The 19,984-nt window shown below is 39.8% G+C and carries 14 protein-coding genes and 1 rRNA gene; 3 read left to right on the top strand and 12 right to left on the bottom strand.

The genetic code is table 11. From position 1 onward, the window contains the following. Positions 1 to 14: 14 nt before the first annotated feature. Both K6I41_RS00075 and tyrS read right to left on the bottom strand, forming a co-directional pair. A 16S ribosomal RNA gene (locus K6I41_RS00075) occupies positions 15 to 1,552 on the bottom strand. Between the two features lie 898 nt (positions 1,553 to 2,450). Beyond that, a complete protein-coding gene (gene tyrS, locus K6I41_RS00070; protein WP_174766028.1) occupies positions 2,451 to 3,683 on the bottom strand; it encodes a tyrosine--tRNA ligase in 1,233 nt (410 codons plus the stop codon). A gap of 61 nt (positions 3,684 to 3,744) precedes the next feature. Between tyrS and K6I41_RS00065 the strand changes: the two genes are divergently transcribed. Continuing rightward, on the top strand, positions 3,745 to 4,872 hold the full coding sequence (locus K6I41_RS00065; RefSeq protein ID WP_004795587.1) for an anhydro-N-acetylmuramic acid kinase: 1,128 nt from the start codon (positions 3,745 to 3,747) through the stop codon (positions 4,870 to 4,872). Positions 4,873 to 4,999: 127 nt separating this feature from the next. Beyond that, positions 5,000 to 5,842 carry an alpha/beta fold hydrolase gene (locus K6I41_RS00060; RefSeq protein ID WP_192835207.1) on the top strand — a complete coding sequence of 281 codons (843 nt, stop codon included), beginning with the start codon at positions 5,000 to 5,002 and terminating at the stop codon, positions 5,840 to 5,842. 60 nt (positions 5,843 to 5,902) lie between these two features. Here K6I41_RS00060 and erpA read toward each other — a convergent pair whose 3' ends face one another. The 4 genes from erpA to K6I41_RS00040 all read right to left on the bottom strand — a co-directional run bounded on the left by erpA (position 5,903) and on the right by K6I41_RS00040 (position 9,987). Then, positions 5,903 to 6,238, bottom strand: coding sequence for an iron-sulfur cluster insertion protein ErpA (gene erpA, locus K6I41_RS00055; protein ID WP_003656048.1), 336 nt, complete (start codon positions 6,236 to 6,238; stop codon positions 5,903 to 5,905). A gap of 124 nt (positions 6,239 to 6,362) precedes the next feature. Next, positions 6,363 to 7,367 carry a putative solute-binding protein gene (locus K6I41_RS00050; protein ID WP_013196508.1) on the bottom strand — a complete coding sequence of 335 codons (1,005 nt, stop codon included), beginning with the start codon at positions 7,365 to 7,367 and terminating at the stop codon, positions 6,363 to 6,365. 352 nt (positions 7,368 to 7,719) lie between these two features. Beyond that, entirely contained in the window at positions 7,720 to 8,727 is a 1,008-nt protein-coding gene (locus tag K6I41_RS00045; protein WP_003656045.1) for a putative solute-binding protein, read from the bottom strand. Positions 8,728 to 8,982: 255 nt separating this feature from the next. Continuing rightward, on the bottom strand, positions 8,983 to 9,987 hold the full coding sequence (locus K6I41_RS00040; RefSeq protein WP_250374978.1) for a putative solute-binding protein: 1,005 nt from the start codon (positions 9,985 to 9,987) through the stop codon (positions 8,983 to 8,985). A gap of 253 nt (positions 9,988 to 10,240) precedes the next feature. Between K6I41_RS00040 and K6I41_RS00035 the strand changes: the two genes are divergently transcribed. Further along, positions 10,241 to 12,172, top strand: coding sequence for an ATP-binding cassette domain-containing protein (locus K6I41_RS00035; RefSeq protein ID WP_013196506.1), 1,932 nt, complete (start codon positions 10,241 to 10,243; stop codon positions 12,170 to 12,172). Between the two features lie 50 nt (positions 12,173 to 12,222). On the opposite strand, the gene K6I41_RS00030 is transcribed toward K6I41_RS00035, so the two are convergent. The 6 genes from K6I41_RS00030 to dnaA all read right to left on the bottom strand — a co-directional run bounded on the left by K6I41_RS00030 (position 12,223) and on the right by dnaA (position 19,984). After that, complete coding sequence (locus K6I41_RS00030) at positions 12,223 to 13,149, bottom strand: TolB-like translocation protein (protein ID WP_250374977.1); 927 nt, start codon at positions 13,147 to 13,149, stop codon at positions 12,223 to 12,225. 134 nt (positions 13,150 to 13,283) lie between these two features. After that, entirely contained in the window at positions 13,284 to 13,676 is a 393-nt protein-coding gene (gene cybC, locus K6I41_RS00025) for a cytochrome b562 (RefSeq protein WP_250374976.1), read from the bottom strand. A gap of 37 nt (positions 13,677 to 13,713) precedes the next feature. After that, positions 13,714 to 16,182 carry a DNA topoisomerase (ATP-hydrolyzing) subunit B gene (gyrB, locus tag K6I41_RS00020; RefSeq protein WP_250374975.1) on the bottom strand — a complete coding sequence of 823 codons (2,469 nt, stop codon included), beginning with the start codon at positions 16,180 to 16,182 and terminating at the stop codon, positions 13,714 to 13,716. 52 nt (positions 16,183 to 16,234) lie between these two features. Next, positions 16,235 to 17,317: a DNA replication/repair protein RecF gene (recF, locus tag K6I41_RS00015; protein ID WP_250374974.1), complete on the bottom strand. Its 1,083-nt coding sequence runs from the start codon at positions 17,315 to 17,317 to the stop codon at positions 16,235 to 16,237. Between the two features lie 14 nt (positions 17,318 to 17,331). After that, complete coding sequence (dnaN, locus tag K6I41_RS00010) at positions 17,332 to 18,480, bottom strand: DNA polymerase III subunit beta (RefSeq protein WP_250374973.1); 1,149 nt, start codon at positions 18,478 to 18,480, stop codon at positions 17,332 to 17,334. A gap of 97 nt (positions 18,481 to 18,577) precedes the next feature. Next, a complete protein-coding gene (dnaA, locus tag K6I41_RS00005; RefSeq protein WP_199988173.1) occupies positions 18,578 to 19,984 on the bottom strand; it encodes a chromosomal replication initiator protein DnaA in 1,407 nt (468 codons plus the stop codon).

The raw sequence follows: 19,984 nt of genomic DNA, 5'->3' as shown, positions 1-19,984 counted from the left end.
CGTCAATCTTTCGTTAAGGAGGTGATCCAGCCGCAGGTTCCCCTACGGCTACCTTGTTACGACTTCACCCCAGTCATCGGCCACACCGTGGTAACCGCCCTCTTTGCAGTTAGGCTAGCTACTTCTGGTGCAACAAACTCCCATGGTGTGACGGGCGGTGTGTACAAGGCCCGGGAACGTATTCACCGCGGCATTCTGATCCGCGATTACTAGCGATTCCGACTTCATGGAGTCGAGTTGCAGACTCCAATCCGGACTACGATCGGCTTTTTGAGATTAGCATCCTATCGCTAGGTAGCAACCCTTTGTACCGACCATTGTAGCACGTGTGTAGCCCTGGCCGTAAGGGCCATGATGACTTGACGTCGTCCCCGCCTTCCTCCAGTTTGTCACTGGCAGTATCCTTAAAGTTCCCGACATTACTCGCTGGCAAATAAGGAAAAGGGTTGCGCTCGTTGCGGGACTTAACCCAACATCTCACGACACGAGCTGACGACAGCCATGCAGCACCTGTATGTAAGTTCCCGAAGGCACCAATCCATCTCTGGAAAGTTCTTACTATGTCAAGGCCAGGTAAGGTTCTTCGCGTTGCATCGAATTAAACCACATGCTCCACCGCTTGTGCGGGCCCCCGTCAATTCATTTGAGTTTTAGTCTTGCGACCGTACTCCCCAGGCGGTCTACTTATCGCGTTAGCTGCGCCACTAAAGCCTCAAAGGCCCCAACGGCTAGTAGACATCGTTTACGGCATGGACTACCAGGGTATCTAATCCTGTTTGCTCCCCATGCTTTCGCACCTCAGCGTCAGTGTTAGGCCAGATGGCTGCCTTCGCCATCGGTATTCCTCCAGATCTCTACGCATTTCACCGCTACACCTGGAATTCTACCATCCTCTCCCACACTCTAGCTAACCAGTATCGAATGCAATTCCCAAGTTAAGCTCGGGGATTTCACATTTGACTTAATTAGCCGCCTACGCGCGCTTTACGCCCAGTAAATCCGATTAACGCTTGCACCCTCTGTATTACCGCGGCTGCTGGCACAGAGTTAGCCGGTGCTTATTCTGCGAGTAACGTCCACTATCCCTAGGTATTAACTAGAGTAGCCTCCTCCTCGCTTAAAGTGCTTTACAACCATAAGGCCTTCTTCACACACGCGGCATGGCTGGATCAGGCTTCCGCCCATTGTCCAATATTCCCCACTGCTGCCTCCCGTAGGAGTCTGGGCCGTGTCTCAGTCCCAGTGTGGCGGATCATCCTCTCAGACCCGCTACAGATCGTCGCCTTGGTAGGCCTTTACCCCACCAACTAGCTAATCCGACTTAGGCTCATCTATTAGCGCAAGGTCCGAAGATCCCCTGCTTTCTCCCGTAGGACGTATGCGGTATTAGCATTCCTTTCGAAATGTTGTCCCCCACTAATAGGCAGATTCCTAAGCATTACTCACCCGTCCGCCGCTAAGTGATAGTGCAAGCACCATCACCCCGCTCGACTTGCATGTGTTAAGCCTGCCGCCAGCGTTCAATCTGAGCCATGATCAAACTCTTCAGTTAAAAATCATTTTGCACCTTATTAAAGACAAGGTGCCAATTCTGGCTCATCAATTTTCTGACTTAAATTTCGCTCAAATAAACTTCGAGTAATTTAAACCAATCAATCAATGATAATATTTCGATCAATCAATCAGTAAAAATCCACACAAGTTGTTCTTCAATTCTCTTAATGATCTTCTTCCTGGTTCGTCACCAGCAAGCTAGGTCGGCTATATTACTCTTAATCTCTTAAAAGTCAACAGGTAATTTCGATATTTTTAAAACTTAATCTCAAAACCAACTTCTCATCAAATTCATCACTTAAAGTAACCAATCTAATTCCAAGTAACTGTTTTTCAACAAGTTCTTATCTGCATCACCGCCGATGGATGTGCATTATAGAGGATTAAAAACCCTTTGCAAGGGGTATTTCAGCCTTTTTCTATTGAGTGCCGTTTTTTTCTACTATTTTGCAAAAAAAGTGATATATATGGCTTTTTTTTAGGCATTTTCGCCACTTTTATTAATTTTATTTTTAGGAAAATACAGTTCATCTTAGATTTTTGATGTCTTCTTATTCTTATACAGTTGTTATAGGTATATATAGCATTCTCTATTCCAAAGATTCCAAAGATTCCAAAAATTCCAAAAATTCCAAAAATTCCAAAAATTCCAAAAATTCCAAAAATTCCAAAAATTCCAAAAATTCCAAAAATTCCAAAAATTCCAAAAATTCCAAAAACATATTAGAGCAAATGCTCTACTCTCAAGCTATATTTCGCTCTATCTTGTTATTTGCTTTCATTACTTTTCATTATTACTGATCTATAAATTGTTCCACGTGGAACGTTGGATTGTTTTTTTGATCCTAAAATAAAAAAAGCAGGATTACTCCTGCTTTTTTCACTACATAACATTCTTAGTCAGTGAACGTTACACGTGCAATTGCTTTTTTACCTGACTGAATAATGAAAGTACCGTTTTCTTTTACAGAGAAACCAGCATCAACAGCATTCCAGTCAACTTTTACTGCACCACGAGCTACTGCATCTTTTGCAGCTGCAGCATTCGGATTTAATCCAGCTACACGTAGAATCGTGGCAATAAAGATTTCTCCACCAAACTCACCACGCGAAATAGTCACCTCTGGGGTGTCTTCTGGTACTTCACCTTCTGTAATAAGGTTGCCAGCACTTTTATGTGCATTAGCGGCAGCTTCTGCATCATGGAAGCGCTCAACTAGCTCAAGTGCAAGAATACGCTTTACTTCTTGTGGATTACGACCAGCAGCAATTTCATCTAATAAAGCTTTGATCTCATCTAGAGATTTAAAACTTAATAAATCGAAATAGCGTTCAATTAAAGAGTCTGGCATTGATAAAACTTTTTGGTACATTGCCCCTGGTGTATCAAATACACCAATATAGTTACCTAAAGATTTAGACATTTTATTTACGCCATCTAAACCTTCTAGAATCGGCACAGTGATACACACTTGGGATTCTTGGCCATAACGGCTTTGTAATGTACGACCCATGAGTAAGTTAAAGGTCTGGTCTGTACCGCCTAACTCAACGTCAGCTTCAAGCGCAATTGAGTCATAACCTTGAACTAAAGGATATAAAAACTCATGAATTGCAATCGGCTGATGGTTGCTATAACGCTTTGTAAAGTCATCACGCTCTAACATGCGGGATACGGTTTGCTGACTTGCCAACTGAATGAGGTCAGCAGCAGATTTTTGATTAAACCATTCTGAGTTAAAACGTACTTTTGTTTTATTCGGGTCTAATATTTTGAAAACTTGTTCTTGATAAGTTTTAGCGTTGGCTTCCACTTGTTCACGTGACAACGGCGGACGAGTTGCGCTTTTACCAGTTGGGTCACCGATCATCGCTGTATAGTCACCAATTAAGAAGGTAACTTCATGGCCCAAATCTTGGAAAGTTTTTAATTTATTAATAAGAACCGTATGTCCTAAATGTAAATCTGGTGCTGTAGGATCGAAACCAGCTTTAATTTTAAGAGGACGATTCTCTTTGAGCTTTTTCAGTAAATCTTCTTCTGAAATAATTTCGTGCGTGCCTCGTTGGATGAGGGCAAGCTGTTCTTCGGCGGGCAAGAAATTTGACATCACAAAACCTAAACACATCAGTTATTCAATTTGTGCGATATACTAACATTTTTTCAGCGTCTTGCAGGGGAAGTTGCATATGAGCGCAATCTATATCGGCGTAATGACTGGCACTAGTATGGATGGTGTGGATATTGTTGCGGCTTCATTTGAGCCACTACAGCTTCATGCCACTCTTACAGTTCCATTTGAACCCGAGTTACGTGATGAGCTTATGGCGTTAACTTTGCCTGATGACAATGAAATTGACCGCATGGGTAAAGCTGATGTTGCTCTAGCCAAAATGATTGGTCATGGCATTAATACTCTCATTGAAAAAAATCAGTTAGATCGTAGTCAAATTAAAGCGATTGGATCGCATGGACAAACCATTCGTCATCGTCCAGAACATGGTTTTACGCTACAAATTGGTGATCCCAACATCATTACTGAAATCACTCAGATTCCGGTTGTTTCAGATTTTCGTCGTAGAGATATGGCAGCAGGCGGTCAAGGTGCACCATTAGTTCCGGCTTTCCATCAAGCATTATTTCAACATCCAAGTATTCATCGTGTGATTTTGAACTTGGGTGGTATTGCTAATGTGAGTATGCTGCCTGCCAATAATGCTGACGGCGTATTTGGTTTTGATACAGGGCCTGCAAATATTTTGATGGATGCTTGGTGCCATCGCCATACAGGTCATCCATATGATGAAAATGGTGACTGGGCTGCCTATGGTCATCCTATTCGCTCTTTACTCGACCGCCTTCATGCGCATGAGTATTTTTCTAAAGAACCACCTAAAAGCACAGGTCGTGAAGACTTTAATATTGACTGGTTAGATGATCAGTTAATCGATTGGCGTAATGATTTAACTTACGATGAGTTAGAAGATACACCTGAAAACATCCAAGCTACCCTATTAAAGCTTACTGTGCGCGCTATTCAAAAAGCGATTTATCGCTCTGAGATGGAAACAGGTGAAGTATATGTATGTGGCGGTGGTGCTTATAACTCTTATTTATTAGAACAATTACGCTGGCGTCTTCGTAAGCACAATTGGTCTGTTCAACCTACAGATGTTTTAGGGCTCTCCCCTACTTGGGTTGAGGCTACAGCATTTGCATGGTTAGCAATGCGCTTTGTAAATGGTTTAAGTGGTAATTTGCCAGCAGTAACAGGTGCTTCGGATTTCAGAATTCTAGGTACAATCACAGTAGTATAAAAACTACTTATTGATTGATTGGTCAGATTCGACCTCATAACACATTTACTGACCCGAAATGCTGTTATTTAAATGAGCATAAAAACTCATGATAAATGCCGACAAAAATAATTTAAGGCATGTTTGTATGGATCTGACTAAACGTATTTCTCAATACACACGTGGGGCTTGGACATTCGATGTGATTGATTCAGGCCCTATAGATGGTCCACTCGTTGTTTTATTGCATGGTTTTCCTGAAACTGCTCATAGTTGGGAGCAAACCTCTGAATTATTGCATCAGCATCAATTTAGAACGCTTGCGATTCATCAACGTGGTTATAGTTTAAATGCTAGGCCTCAAAGCCGATTTCAATATTCACTGAGTGAACTTGTAGAAGATGTGGCCAGTTTCATTGAGCAGCTTGGCCAGTCAGTTTATTTAATTGGGCATGACTGGGGCTCAGCAATCGCTTCGGGCGTTGCGATGAAGTATCCACAATATATTCAGCATCTCACTTTAGTTTCTGTACCCCATCAAGCTGCTTTTTTAAAAGCCTGTTTAAGCAGCAGACAACTTTTTAAATCTTATTATTTTGCAATTTTTCAGCTACCGATTCTGCCCGAACTTTTATTTAAAAAGATACCTAAATTGGGCCGGAAGTTTCTTAAGTCATCAGGCATGACCGAAGAACAAATTGCGATATTCGAGGCTGAGTTTATAGAAGAAAATAGATTAACTACGGCGTTGAATTGGTATCGTGGCTTTTTTTGGGACAAGCCTCAAAATCCGTTTAAAGCCATAGCTGTCCCTACCCTCTTTATTTGGGGTAAACATGATATTGCCGTTACAGAAAAAAGTGCCGAGCTAAACTCACATTATTTTAAAAATAGTTATAACGCAGTTTTTATGGATGCATCGCATTGGATTCCATATCAGAATGCACCTGAACTGGTTCAATACTTTTTAGAATCTATCAGTGAAAAATAATGATCTGACCAATAAAAAACCTCTCAAAATAGAGAGGTTTTTTTTATTTTAAAATTCTTTTTAAATCGAGAACGAAGAACCACAACCACATGTTGTTGTTGCATTCGGGTTTTGGATAATAAAACGTGACCCTTCAAGACCTTCTACATAGTCAACCACTGAGCCAATTAAATATTGATAGCTAAGTGAGTCAACAAGCATTTTTACATCGCCATTTACGAATTCTGCATCATCTTCATTTACGCTTTCAGCAAAATTGAAGCCATACGAAAATCCTGAACACCCGCCTCCTGTTACATATACACGTAACATGAGATCGTCATTCCCTTCACTATCACGGAGTTGGCGTACCTTATTGGCAGCATTATCTGTCAAAACTAGAGCTTGGGCATTCATGATGATTGTTCCTCGGATTTTGCTGTGCCTTTCAAAATAAAAAAGACCCTATATTGAGTATAGCATAATCAATATAGGGTCTGTCTTCGAAGTTTAAAGCGAATCTTGAGTATTTTTATCAAGATTATTTGTAATTCTCATCCTGTAAGCCACATTCAAAGTTTTTAGCATCTTGCTTACAACGGAATTGCCACAGTAGTTTCATCATGCGTTTATCGTACACACCACGTTGTGTAAGATTAATTCGAGACTCACGCATAAGCTTTTGGTAGCCTGGTTTATCGGCTGCTGGAACATCCATCCAGTATTTTTGCGGAATATCAGCTTTCATTTTACCCAAGATGGTAAAGGCACGTGGTAGCTGACCTGAAACCCATTCTCTAGATTTTTGACCAAAACCAGCTGGGAACTTATCAGGACGGATAATAATATTTCCGGTGACCTGTAAGATCGGATAGTTCACGATCGCACCTTTTGTTCCTAAACCTTTTTGTAGCTCTAAAGGCTTAAATGCTGCTGCTGGCGCACCAATAATATCAACTTGATGGTTATTAAATTTCGCACCGAAATTTGTGACGTCAGCACTAACAGCCTGTGCTCCTACCTGCTGAACCATAATTTTTTGAGCTTCATCATAGTCAAGAACCGCAATTTTCTTTCCTGCGGCTTTCGCTACTGTATTGATGCTGCGATCGTTTACTAAAAGATAAGCATCACCAACTGGAATAACACCTACAACCTCATAGCGACCATTAACCATATATTTACTAAAAGTCGGACTCGCTAAACCTTGCATGATTTTTACAGCAAGCTTGAGGTCAGGAATGGCCCCGATCGCGTCTAATGACCCAGTAAATGAGTTAAATTGACGGCCACGCATCCCTGACACACTAATCCCATCACATTTGCCTGCTTTAAAATCTTCAGCAATCACGGCTTCATTTTGGTTTACTTTAAGTTCAATATCAGCTCCCCAGTTTTTAGCGGCAAGTTGATAATCCTTCATCAGCGCATAGACATCGCCATTTTTACCAACGAAGTCGAAAACACATACTGTTTGTTTAGCCTGAGCTGCAAAAGAAACTGTAGTAAGTCCCATCGCAAGTAATAGCATTTTGGAAAATTGCATATTCTTTTTCCTTTCCTTGTGGAGTTTTTGTTTTTCGATACCAAGAAATTTCACACCGATCAGGTATGAATCGGATAGGCCTCATATAAAAATCATGATGGAATATTGGTATAGACCCTATTTGCTTTAATGATTTTATTTCCATGAAAAATAGATAGCGTTTGCCCCACCTATTAGCAATTATTTTAATCACTCAAGTCCTTGATCCATTTTTATACCTTCATGTTTCCTTATGAAGTTTTTATCTAAATTTAGCTTAACCTCTTTCTAACTAACCACAATGGCAGAATTGACAGCACATATAAAACAAAAAGCCTAGAACTAGGTCTAGGCTTTCTGAAAGAAATTAAGATTATTCACCAGGCATTGAACATTCAAAGTTAGCCTTGTCTACAGAACAACGTGCTTTTTTCAATACAGACATCATTCCTGCATCGTAAACACCGCGTTTAGTTAAGTCCATACGGCCATCACGCAACATTTTTTGATACTTAAGTTTATCTTCTGCACTTAAGTTCATTTTGTATTTGCCAGGAATTTGCGCTTCTAAACGGTTGATCATTGCAAAGTTCTTAGGCAACTGTTTAACGAACCAGTCACGAGATTTTTGACCAAAACCAGCTGGGAATTTATCAGAACGTAATACTAGATCTGCTGTAACGTGTAATACAGGGAAGTTCCACATTACACCGTTTGCACCTAAACCTTTATTTAACTCTAATGGTTTGTAAGCATAAGCAGGCGCACCTACCATATCTACCTGACCATTGTTAAATTTCGCGGCAAAGTTCGAAATATCAGAAAGAACCGCTTGAGCGCCTACGCGTTGCACCATAATTTTTTGTGCATCGTCATAGCCAAGTACGGCGAATTTTTTACCCGCAGCTTTTTCAACAGAGTTGATGTTTTTGTCACGTACGAAAATGAATGCTGAACCTAGCGGAGAAATACCAGCAACTTCATATTTTTTACCACCCATATTAGTGGTCATTTTAGCTGCATTACGCGCATCTAATACATAGGTAATTGCACGTTGAGCGATTTGGTTGTTTGGAACACCACCGAGTGAGTCGATAGATCCTGCGAATTTGTTATATTGGCGCGCACGCATTGCTGTCATTGCTACAGCATCACATTTGCCTGCTTTAAAATCATTATCAGCAACAGCCTCGTCCTGACGAGGAACTAAGTTAATTTCAGTACCCCAGCCTTTTGCAGCTAGAGCCCATTCTTCCATCATTTTATATGAGTCGCCTGCTTTTCCTAAGAGGTCGAATACACATACGGTACTCGCTGCTTGCGCTGAAGCAGAAAAACCAACAACAGAAGCGGCAGCCATAGCAAGTACGATTTTTTTCATTTTCTTCATCCTTCCACGGAACAGATTTTTTGTTTGAAGTTTCCTTTCAAAGACAGATATTAATCATGTTTTTTAGAAAAAAATAGAGCTTTTACTCAAATATTTTTATCTCATTGAACCATTGTTTGTTCAATTTAAATTATTTATTAGTAGTAAAAATCACTAAGTTTCCGTAAGTTACTTTTTATATTCACAATTTTCATACCCATATTCAGCTTTGAAATATATGTAGCGTTTTTGTGTTTAAAAAACAAACTATTCTCCATTAAGGGTACATTCAAAATTAGTTCTTTCAACCGTACAACGAGCACGCTTCAGCACACTCATCATTGTTGCATCGTATACACCTTGTTTTGTTAAGCTGAGGCGACCTTCACGTAAAATTTTTTGATATTTAATTTTGTCTTCAGCTGAAAAATTCATTTTAATTTTTGAGGGTACGCCCATTTCTAGCCGTTTTATCATGGCAAAGTTCTGAGGTAGTTGCTGTAGAAACCAAGCACGTGACTTTATACCGAAATCTGTAGGGAACTTATCACTTCGAGCAATCAAATCTCCCGTAACGTTAACTACGGGGAAAGTAAACATTGCCCCTTTCACTCCAACTCCTTTACCAATCTCTAAAGGTTTATAAGCATAAGCTGGTGCCGCAATTGCATCGACTTGTCCACTATTGAACTTTTTCACAAAATCGGTAATTTCTGATGGAATAGGCTGCGCGCCAACACTTTCCACCATAATCTTCTGTGCTGCGTCATATTGCAAAATAGCAAATTTAGTACCGCGTACTTTTTCAATTGAATTCAAGTTTTTATCTCTTACAAATAAATAAGCCAATCCAATCTGAACAATCCCGACGACTTCGTAATTGACTCCATTTTGTACAGTTACCATACGATGTTTATTACGCTTATCTAAAACGTAGCTAATTGCTTTTTGGGCAATGGCATTACTGGTTACTCCACCAATCGCATCAATCGAACCTGCAAATTTATTGTAATTTCTCGCCCGCATGGAAGTCATATAAGCGGCATCACACTTGCCTTCACGCAACCTACGGTCAACCAAAGCTTCATCTTGAAATGGAATTAAAGTGATATCAGCTTGCCACTCTTTTGCTGCAAGCGCCCACTCTTCCATCAATTTATAAGATTCCCCTGACTTTCCTAATAAATCAAATACACACACATTTTGTCCCGCATGTGTTGTTCCCATAGCACAGCAAAATGCTGCACCAATTATCCCCAATCTTTTTTTCATTTGACTTTCCTTAGTCTAGTTTTATTAGTAGCTCATTAATCAACCAAAATTTAAACTGTTTTTATTTTAGCTATATTTTTTTAAATGTGTTCTATCTTATTCAATATTTTGAGAATTTCGGATGAATAGCGAAATTTAGAATGTCTTGATATATGTAATTATTAATAGCTGCTCACTAAAATCCGGAAAGTTTTGTTTTCATCGGCAGTTCTCTTTAAAATACAGCATCCCTAACTCACCTCGATACAATAAGATGATTCAATTTGACCAAGTTTCTTTACGCCGCGGTGGACGTGTTCTATTTCAAAAAGCGTCTATGCAATTACACCCAGGTTGGAAGATTGGTCTAACTGGGGTAAATGGTGCAGGTAAGTCGACGTTATTTGCTGCATTACTTGGAAGTTTAGGTGCCGATGAAGGTTCACTTACTCGTCCTACAGGCTGGACCGTAGCGCATATGGCTCAAGAAATAAAAGCCTTAGATATGCCTGCAATTGATTTTGTTCTTTCGGGTGATGAAGAATTTTGGGATATTCAAAATAAGCTTGCTCAACCAGATCAACTGACTGATTTTGAATTGGCTAAATTGCATGGCCGATTTGATGAAATTCATGGTTATTCAGCACCCTCTAAAGCAGCCCAACTCATGGCTGGTCTTGGTTTTCTAGAAAATCAATTGCGTTTAAACGTTGAGAGTTTCTCAGGTGGATGGCGTATGCGCTTAAATTTGGCGCGTACCCTTATGAGCCGTTCAGATTTATTATTACTAGACGAACCAACCAACCATTTAGACTTGGATGCAATTCTGTGGTTAGAAGATTGGCTTAAAGCCTATGAAGGTACACTCATCCTCATTTCGCATGACCGCGACTTTTTAGATGCAATTACTGATCATATTCTTCACATTGAAAATCAAGAACTCACGCTTTACACCGGAAACTACTCTACATTTGAAACTACGCGTAGTGAACGTCTTGCCCAACAACAACAAGCTTTTGAGAAACAAGAAGAAACACGTGCTCATCTACAAAAGTTTATTGACCGTTTTAAAGCAAAAGCGACGAAAGCTCGTCAAGCGCAGAGTCGTATTAAACAACTTGAGCGCATGCAGCAACTTGCACCCGCTCATGTAGATACGCCATTTACTTTTAGTTTCCGTGAACCCACCAAAATGAGTTCTCCTTTGCTGACTTTAGACAATGCCAGCATTGGTTATGGTGATAAACAAATAGCCGAAAAAATCAGATTACAAATTACACCAACCTCACGTATTGGTTTACTTGGTATGAACGGCGCAGGTAAATCAACATTGATTAAGAGTTTGGTTGGTGATTTACCACTCTTAGCGGGTGAACGTAAAGCTTCCGAACTGCTTAACATTGGTTACTTTGCGCAGCACCAAATGGATGCTTTAGATGGGCATGCTACTCCAATGTTACAGCTTGCTCGTATAGCAGATAAAAAAATTAGTGAAGCCACCCTACGTTCTTTCTTAGGTAGTTTTGGCTTTAGTGGTGAACGCATGGATACGCCATGTGAAACCTTTTCTGGTGGAGAGCGCGCCCGTTTAGCCCTCGCACTCATTGTATGGCAGCGTCCAAACGTTTTAATTCTCGATGAACCGACGAACCATTTAGATCTAGATATGCGTCATTCACTGAGCATGGCATTACAAGACTTTGAGGGTGCTGTTGTACTGGTTTCCCACGAACGTCAACTCATTGCAAGTGTTTGTGACGAGCTTCTTTTAGTACACGGCGGTAAATGTACCGAATTCGAAGGTGATTTACAGGATTATGCAAAATGGCTACGTGAAGCACGTCAGCAACTTATCAATGCTCAAACTGCCGTGGCTCAAAATAATTCGTCCTCAACCACTGCTGCCGCCCCAGCTAAAGTTGATAAAGAAGCACAGCGTAAAGAAGCAGCTCGCCGTCGTGAACAAACTCGACCTATTCGTAAAAACATTGAAAAAGTTGAGTCTCAAATTGAGAAGCTTCAACCGCAGCTTGCCAAAATTGAAGAATCTCTAGCAGACACATCTCTATATGAGGCTGCACGTAAAGACGATTTACTCAAACTTATGAATGAACAGACTGAGCTGAAGGCTAAACTTGAGCAACACGAAGAGCAGCTTTTAGAACTCATGATGGAGTTAGAAGAAATGGAAGCTTCTTTTGATTAATCTGTTTTCTAAAATAAAAAAGCCGATTTCTTAATCGGCTTTTTTATTAATTAATAAGGGGTATAAAAAGCCCCTAATTCATTTAAATTGCTATTTACAGGTAAAGGCCAAACATTGCTTGATTGGCTATCTGCGATATATAGATCATAACCGCCTCGACTGCCTGTTTGTCCGGCAAGAGACACCACCATGTAACGCTGATCTAAAGGCGCTGGATCTGAAGCATCATAATTAATGCTATTGAATGGCAAACGTGTGGTTTGTTTATTAGCCATATCATAAGCATAAATCTGATCATGGGCATTTGTTGAGCTATACCAGCGCACATATAAAAACTGACTGCCTTGCCACCATACTGGATAATATGAGGCAATATTGGTCAGTTGTGTATCATAGGCACCCGACTGATCAATACTGAAAACTCTAGAATTATTTCCAGCACCTTTCGCATACAAGATTTGGGTAGTATTTACCATCGGATAAGGCATCGACTCTTCTATGTCCCAACCATTTTGAGTGACAGAAGTAATCGTACGATCCGTCATTTTAACGATTTTTAAATCGCCATTTTGTTTAAAAATAATACGCTGGTTATCTATGAATTTTGGATCTTCATCGCGTTTATTATTTCCCTGAGTTAAATTAATGGGTAACTCACTACTACCCACTTTCCAAGCATACACATCCCATGCATCGCCATAATGCTGCCCAGAGTTAACCCCCATAAAAGTTAACCATTTTCCATCTAGGGAAAAATGGCCATTCATCATATGGTCGATTTTCCAGTTTGTACCCAGCAATGTAGTCTGCTGCGTTGTGAAGTTATAAAGATAAAGCTTACTGTCCCATGCGTCATAATCACTATAACGATGAAATACTAATTTGCCATAAAAGGTCGGGACTGTAGCAGCATGCAATTGAAACACACTAGTGACAAAAACAATGCTACCCAATATGAGTTTATAAATCTTTTTCATAATTATATTGCCTATTGTTATTAGTAAGTACCGCCTAGAGAATATAACTTTCAATAGTTTAGGTGTTAAACAAAATGCTTTTCTGGATACAAAAAAGGGCTAATGATGATTAGCCCTTTCCCATAAAAAATCAATTATCTAAATTTTTTATGATTTTCATTTCGAATTTTGACTAAATTGATTGCTTCAGTTTTTGCTTGGTCTAATTGTCCTTGCTCAACTAATGCAGTTACTTTATCAATCTCAGTAACCAGCTGATCTAAACCAGCTTGGTACTCTTTTACCTGTACATTTCCTGAAGGTAAACCTTCGAGTTTATGCGGCAAATATTGCTTAGAAGAAACTGCTGCTTCACGCATTACAACAAGTTGTTGTTTCGCATTAGTAGCATCTTTCGCTTCAGCAAATGCTTTAGTGCTCTTAGCTAAAGTTTTCATATTTGTTTCTAAATCAGCTGCCCAAACAGCAGAGCTTCCTAAAAACGCACATGAGATTAACAAACTAGTTAATACTTTCTGACCCATCATCTTCTCTCCCTAGACTGATTTAGAATCGTGTTATCAATTAAGCATCAATATCCGCATTTAAAGCATTTTCTTCAATGAATGCACGACGTGGTTCCACATCATCACCCATCAGGCAAGAGAACATACGATCTGCTTCAATCGCATCGTCAATAGTTACCTGCAACATATTACGGTTTTCAGGGTCCATTGTCGTTTCCCAAAGCTGTTCAGCGTTCATCTCGCCAAGACCTTTATAGCGCTGAATCATCATACCACGGCGCGAATCTTGCAAAATATGCTGCCAAACTTGATGGAAGTTAGCCACTTGAATACGGCGATCACCTTTTTGTAAATAAGCACCATCTTCAAGCAAACTGAACCAACTCTTCGAGTTTTTCAACAAACGTGCATACTCAGCTGAATTCAATAAAGCTGCATCAAGCAAATATGCATGTGGCAAGTTATGAACATATACTGTAATACGCGGCCAATAATGCGCAGATTTTTCACCTTGAGCATTTTCACGCTCAAATGACTCTAGTGTAATTTCTGGGCGTAAACTTGGCTGTAATCTTGTAATGATAGCTTTTACTTGATCAGCCCATTGTTGTACATAAGCCTGATCATGATTTTGATCGCTCTTGAATGCTTCTACTTCAAGTAAAGCATCCAATAAGCTAGCTGGATAACGTAAAGTTAAGCGCTGCAAGCTCTTTTGTGAAACTTGATAGTCTTGAATGACTTTTGCAAGTGCTTCACCCGTAATAGCAGGTGCTTCAGCATTAGTATGCAAAGACAGCTCATCAATCGCATTTGAAATTAAATAAGTTTCCAACGCATCATTATCTTTGATGTATTGTTCCTGCTTACCTTTTTTCAATTTATACAAAGGTGGCTGTGCAATATAAATATGCCCACGCTCAACCAATTCTGGCATTTGACGGAAGAAGAACGTTAATAACAAGGTACGAATGTGCGAACCATCAACGTCGGCATCGGTCATGATAATAATTTTATGATAGCGTAGCTTATCGGGATTATATTCTTCACGACCAATACCACAGCCAAGAGCAGTAATTAAAGTACCAACTTCCTGACTAGAAATCATTTTGTCAAAGCGCGCACGTTCAACGTTCAGGATTTTACCTTTCAACGGCAAAATAGCCTGCATTTTACGGTTACGGCCTTGCTTGGCACTACCACCTGCTGAGTCACCCTCGACAAGATATAGTTCAGAAAGTGCTGGATCTTTTTCCTGACAATCTGCCAATTTACCTGGTAAACCAGCGATATCAAGTGCGCTTTTACGACGCGTCATTTCACGTGCTTTACGTGCAGCATCACGCGCACGTGCAGCATCAATAATTTTACCTGCAATCGATTTTGCAGCTTGCGGGTTTTCAAGTAAGTAAGCAGAGAACTCTTTGTTCATTGCTTGCTCAACTGCTGGTTTTACTTCACTCGATACCAGTTTTTCTTTGGTTTGAGATGAGAACTTCGGATCAGGTACTTTTACCGAAATAATAGCAGTTAAACCTTCACGCGCATCGTCACCGGTTACATTGACTTTTTCTTTCTTGATAATATTTTCATTTTCAAGATATTGGTTAAGACCACGTGTCAACGCTGCACGGAAACCTGCTAAATGCGTACCACCATCTTTTTGAGGAATGTTATTGGTAAAACAACGAACGTTTTCTTGATAACTTTCGTTCCACTGCAAGGCTACTTCTACAACAATGCCGTTATCTGTATCCGCAGTGAAATGGAAAATCTCATTCAGATGAGTTTTACCTTCGTTAATGTATTTTACGAACTCAGATAAACCGCCTTCGTAGTCATACACATGTTCAAGGTTAATTCGTTCATCACGTAAAACAATACGCACGCCCGCATTTAAGAATGAAAGCTCACGTAAACGACGCGCTAGAATTTCTACGTTAAAGATAGTTTGACTAAAAGTTTCTGAACTTGGCCAAAAACGTACTGTTGTACCGCTTTTATCTGTTTCACCAATCACACGTAATGGATATTGCGGATCACCGTGTTGATATTCCTGCTCATGCACTTGACCAGCGCGAGAAATCATTAAATGTAATTTACGCGAAAGTGCGTTTACTACAGAAACACCTACACCGTGTAAACCACCTGAAACTTTATAGCTGTTGTCATCAAACTTACCACCTGCGTGGAGAATGGTAAGAATTACTTCCGCTGCAGAAACACCTTCTTCAGGGTGAATATCGGTTGGAATACCACGGCCATTATCAGAAACGCTTACTGACTCATCTTCATGAATAGTGACAATAATTTCATCACAATGCCCAGCTAAAGCTTCATCGATTGCGTTATCGACTACCTCGAATACCATATGGTGTAAACCGGTACCGTCGTCTGTATCCCCAATATACATACCCGGACGTTTACGAACTGCATCTAATCCACGTAATACTTTAATACTAGAGGAATCATAAGCCTTTTCATTGGTTTGTTCTGTTTGAGAGGCTGATTGAGACTCTGAACTCATGGTTTCTCCCTAGCAAATATAGGTTTATTCAAAGATGGTTAACATCAAAAAATTATGGTGAAGCAAGACTAACTTGACCGGATTCAACATTGAATAATTGATATGAAATAGACAGATCATGTAAGTGTTTTTTTACCGATGCATGATCTAAAGTTGTCATAAAAACCTGGCTACCAAGTTGGCTTAATCGTTCAATTAAACGTTGTTGTGCGGTTAAGTCTAATTCTGCTGTCAGATCATCTAATAATACCACAGTTTCCTTATTACTCGCATGTAACATTGCAATTTGTGACAGTTTTAAAGCAATAATCAGCAGTTTTTTCTGACCTCTTGATAAAACCACATCAGCATGTCCAAACGGGGTTTTTAAGCGCAAATCTGCACGATGTGGGCCATATTCCGTATACCGTCTTTCGATATCTTTTTGGTGCTGATTTAGCAGGTCTTGCATGAGTCCCTGCTCTGTATGAAAACCTGGACTGTATTCCAGTTCAATTTCAAGATCAGGGAGTAATTGGCTCAAATCGTTTTGAAAAAACACATTCCATTGTTCCACAATACCCAAGCGCTGAGAGTGCAAAATTTCACCATAATCACTCAGCATTTTGTTCCAAGGCTCTAAATCAGCCAACGACAAATTTCTTCGGGTTTTAAGTAACGTATTTCGCTGTTTTAATGCACGCGAATAGTATTGCCACGCAAAATAAAACTCAGGTTCCACGTGGAACATCAGCCAATCTAAAAGTTGGCGCCGTGGTTTTGCACCATGGTCAATAATGTCGGTACTTTGTGGATCAATATGCTGCAAAGGAAGTAATTTAGCAAGTTGTCCTTGAGTAGCTACGGTATCGCCATTAACCTTCATCAACTGCTCACCAGATGCTAACTTTTGCATGCCAATTTTTTCAGTACTAGACTGTGCAAAGACAATCGCATCTTCGGCAGCATACTGAATATAGTTTTTAGGAATATGAGTGCGGAACGATCGTCCAGTTGCAAGCAAATGAATTGCTTCCAGAATTGAGGTTTTCCCTGAACCATTAGCGCCATAAAATATATTAAACGGTTGCAACCCTTGGAGTGCAACCGTTTTTAAATTACGCACACGTTCAATGTTTAAGCGCGTAAGATGCATATTAGATAGCCAGATTATACACGCATCGGCATAACTACATAAGTTTGATCAGTATGTGCTGGGTCTTGGACCAAAACAGACTGATTCGCTTCACTCATACTCATGTTTACGTCATCACCATCTAATACACCCAATACTTCAAGTAAATATTGCGCATTAAATGACATTTCAAGCGGTACGTTTTGATATTGGATAGCTAAATCTTCAATAGCCTCATCTTGCTCAGGGTTATTCGCACGAAGCTGTAAAGAATCTTGATTAAAATTCAAGAAAACACCACGCAATTTCTCATTACTCAAAATTGCAACACGTTGTAATGATTGCTTAAATACATCATGGCTAATTAATACATGTTTATCGCCACCACGTGGAATTACACGACGATAATCAGGGAATTTTCCATCAATCAATTTTGTTGTAAAACGAACAGTAATATCACCCTGCTCTTTGTCACGACTTGGCGTATTGATGGTTACATTTAACAACTCACGACCAATCAACAATGTTAATTGCTCATCTTCAATACTCAATAAGCGCTGTAATTCACCAACAGCTTTACGAGGTACAATAGCCTGAACCAATTGAGATGATGTAGAAGAAGCCGCAATTTCACAAAGTGCTAAACGGTGTCCATCTGTTGTTACTGCACGTAATTGATTTTCATCAATTTCCAATAAAGTACCTGTTAAATAGAAACGTACATCTTGTACAGCCATCGCAAAAGCAGTTTTTTCAAATAAACGCTTTAACTCACGTTGAGTTACCTGTACTTGAGTACCTTGACTATTTTCAGTCGTCAATAATGGATAATCTTCTGCTGGTAAAGTTCCTAATACGAAACGGCTATTACCAGATTTTAAGATACATCTTTGATCTTCAGTAATTTGTAAATCAATTAATGCAGCTGTAGGCAATGATTTACAAATTTCCATTAATTTACGCGCAGGGACTGTGGTTTCCCCTGCTTCAAGGCATGCCCCTTCTGTTAAAACAGTGCTCGCAACCAGTTCGACCTCTAGATCGGAACCAGTAATAGTGAGCGCCTGAGCATTAGTCTGAATTTTGACGTTTGAAAGAATATTCAATGTATGACGACGTTCTACCGCACCGACAACATGCGATAAAACATTGAGTAAACTTTCTTTAGCGATTTTCAAACGCACGATTCATTCCTCTAGCAACTTGGAGCAAATATTTCATTTTTTAGCTGTGTACTATGCTGCACTTACGTAGACTTTGCAACAAGGTCTTATTATTTCATTAACTCTGAAGTAGACGCAGTAGATTTTTATAATCTTCGTCAAAAATTGGATCTTCTCCGCGCAGACTGGTTACTTTTTCACAAGCATGCATCACGGTACTGTGGTCGCGTCCACCAAAAGCCATTCCAATTTCTGGAAAACTATCACCGGTCAATTCACGAGCAAGTCCCATTGCTAACTGACGTGGTCGAGCATAAATTCGCGTACGTTTGGGCCCTACTAATTCTTTTAATGGGATACGGAAATACTCACTCACCACACGCTGAATATTTTCTACACTAATTGTTCGTGCACGGATAGCCAACACATCTTTTAAAGACTCACGCACAACATCAAGATCGATTGGAGCACCTTTAAAACGAGAAATTGCAACGACTTTATTAAGTGCCCCTTCAAGTTCACGTACGTTAGCAACGACTTGTTGTGCAATAAATAGTGCACAATTTCGAGGTAAATCAACGCCACTATTTTCGGCTTTCTTTAATAAAATTTCGATACGAGTTTCAATATCTGGTGGTTCAACGCCTACTGAAAGCCCCCAAGAAAAACGAGAAACTAAACGCGGATCTAACTCTGTTAACTCTTTTGGATAACGGTCTGAAGTTAAAATAATTTGTTTAGATTCATCAAGTAAGGCATTAAATGTATAGAAGAACTCAACTAGACTCGCCTCTTTACCTGCTAAGAGATGAATATCATCGACCAATAATAAATCTAAAGAACGACAGTTTTTCTTAAACTCTTCTACTTTGCCTTTTTGTAAAGAACTCACAAAATCCTGAACAAAACTCTCAGAAGTCATATACATCACACGAGCATTAGGTTTGGCTTGTAATAAAGCATTACCAACTGCTTGCATTAAGTGTGTCTTACCTAAACCTGTAGGACCGTATAAAAACAAAGGGTTATGTTGTGAGGCACCTAATTGAGTTAATACTTTTCTACATGTTTCAGCAGCCATCTGGTTCGAACGGCCTTCAACAAACAAAGAAAAAGTAAACTGAGGATTCAGTAGTTTCTTTTTCGATGTTTTCGGATTGACCACACTATTTGCATGAGGGCTAGAAACAGACTCAGGCTCTTTTTTTACTTTTATACTTTGTGGTGGCGTAGTTTGCAAAGCAGCTGTAGTGGTTGCTGGTTGTTCGCTCGATGACAAAATACTCCCAGGACGAGAATCAACTAAAATCTCAACCTGACGTACACGTCCTTCTGACAACTGCTCAGCCAATATAGAAATTAATTCTAAATGATTCTCTTGAATGTAACGCGTCCAATAAGGGTTAGGAGCATAGAGACGTAGTATCCCTTCTACTTCTTCAGCAACTAATGGGCGAATCCACATCGCAAAGACGTTATCAGAGAGCTCTTGTCGCAAGCGAGTTAAGCAGTCTGTCCAAAGCAT

The sequence above is a fragment of the Acinetobacter sp. AS23 genome (genome assembly GCF_023612055.1).
GTDB lineage: Bacteria > Pseudomonadota > Gammaproteobacteria > Pseudomonadales > Moraxellaceae > Acinetobacter > Acinetobacter oleivorans.
The sequence above is the reverse complement of the archived record's forward strand: the minus strand, read 5'-3'. Positions and strand labels throughout refer to the sequence as shown.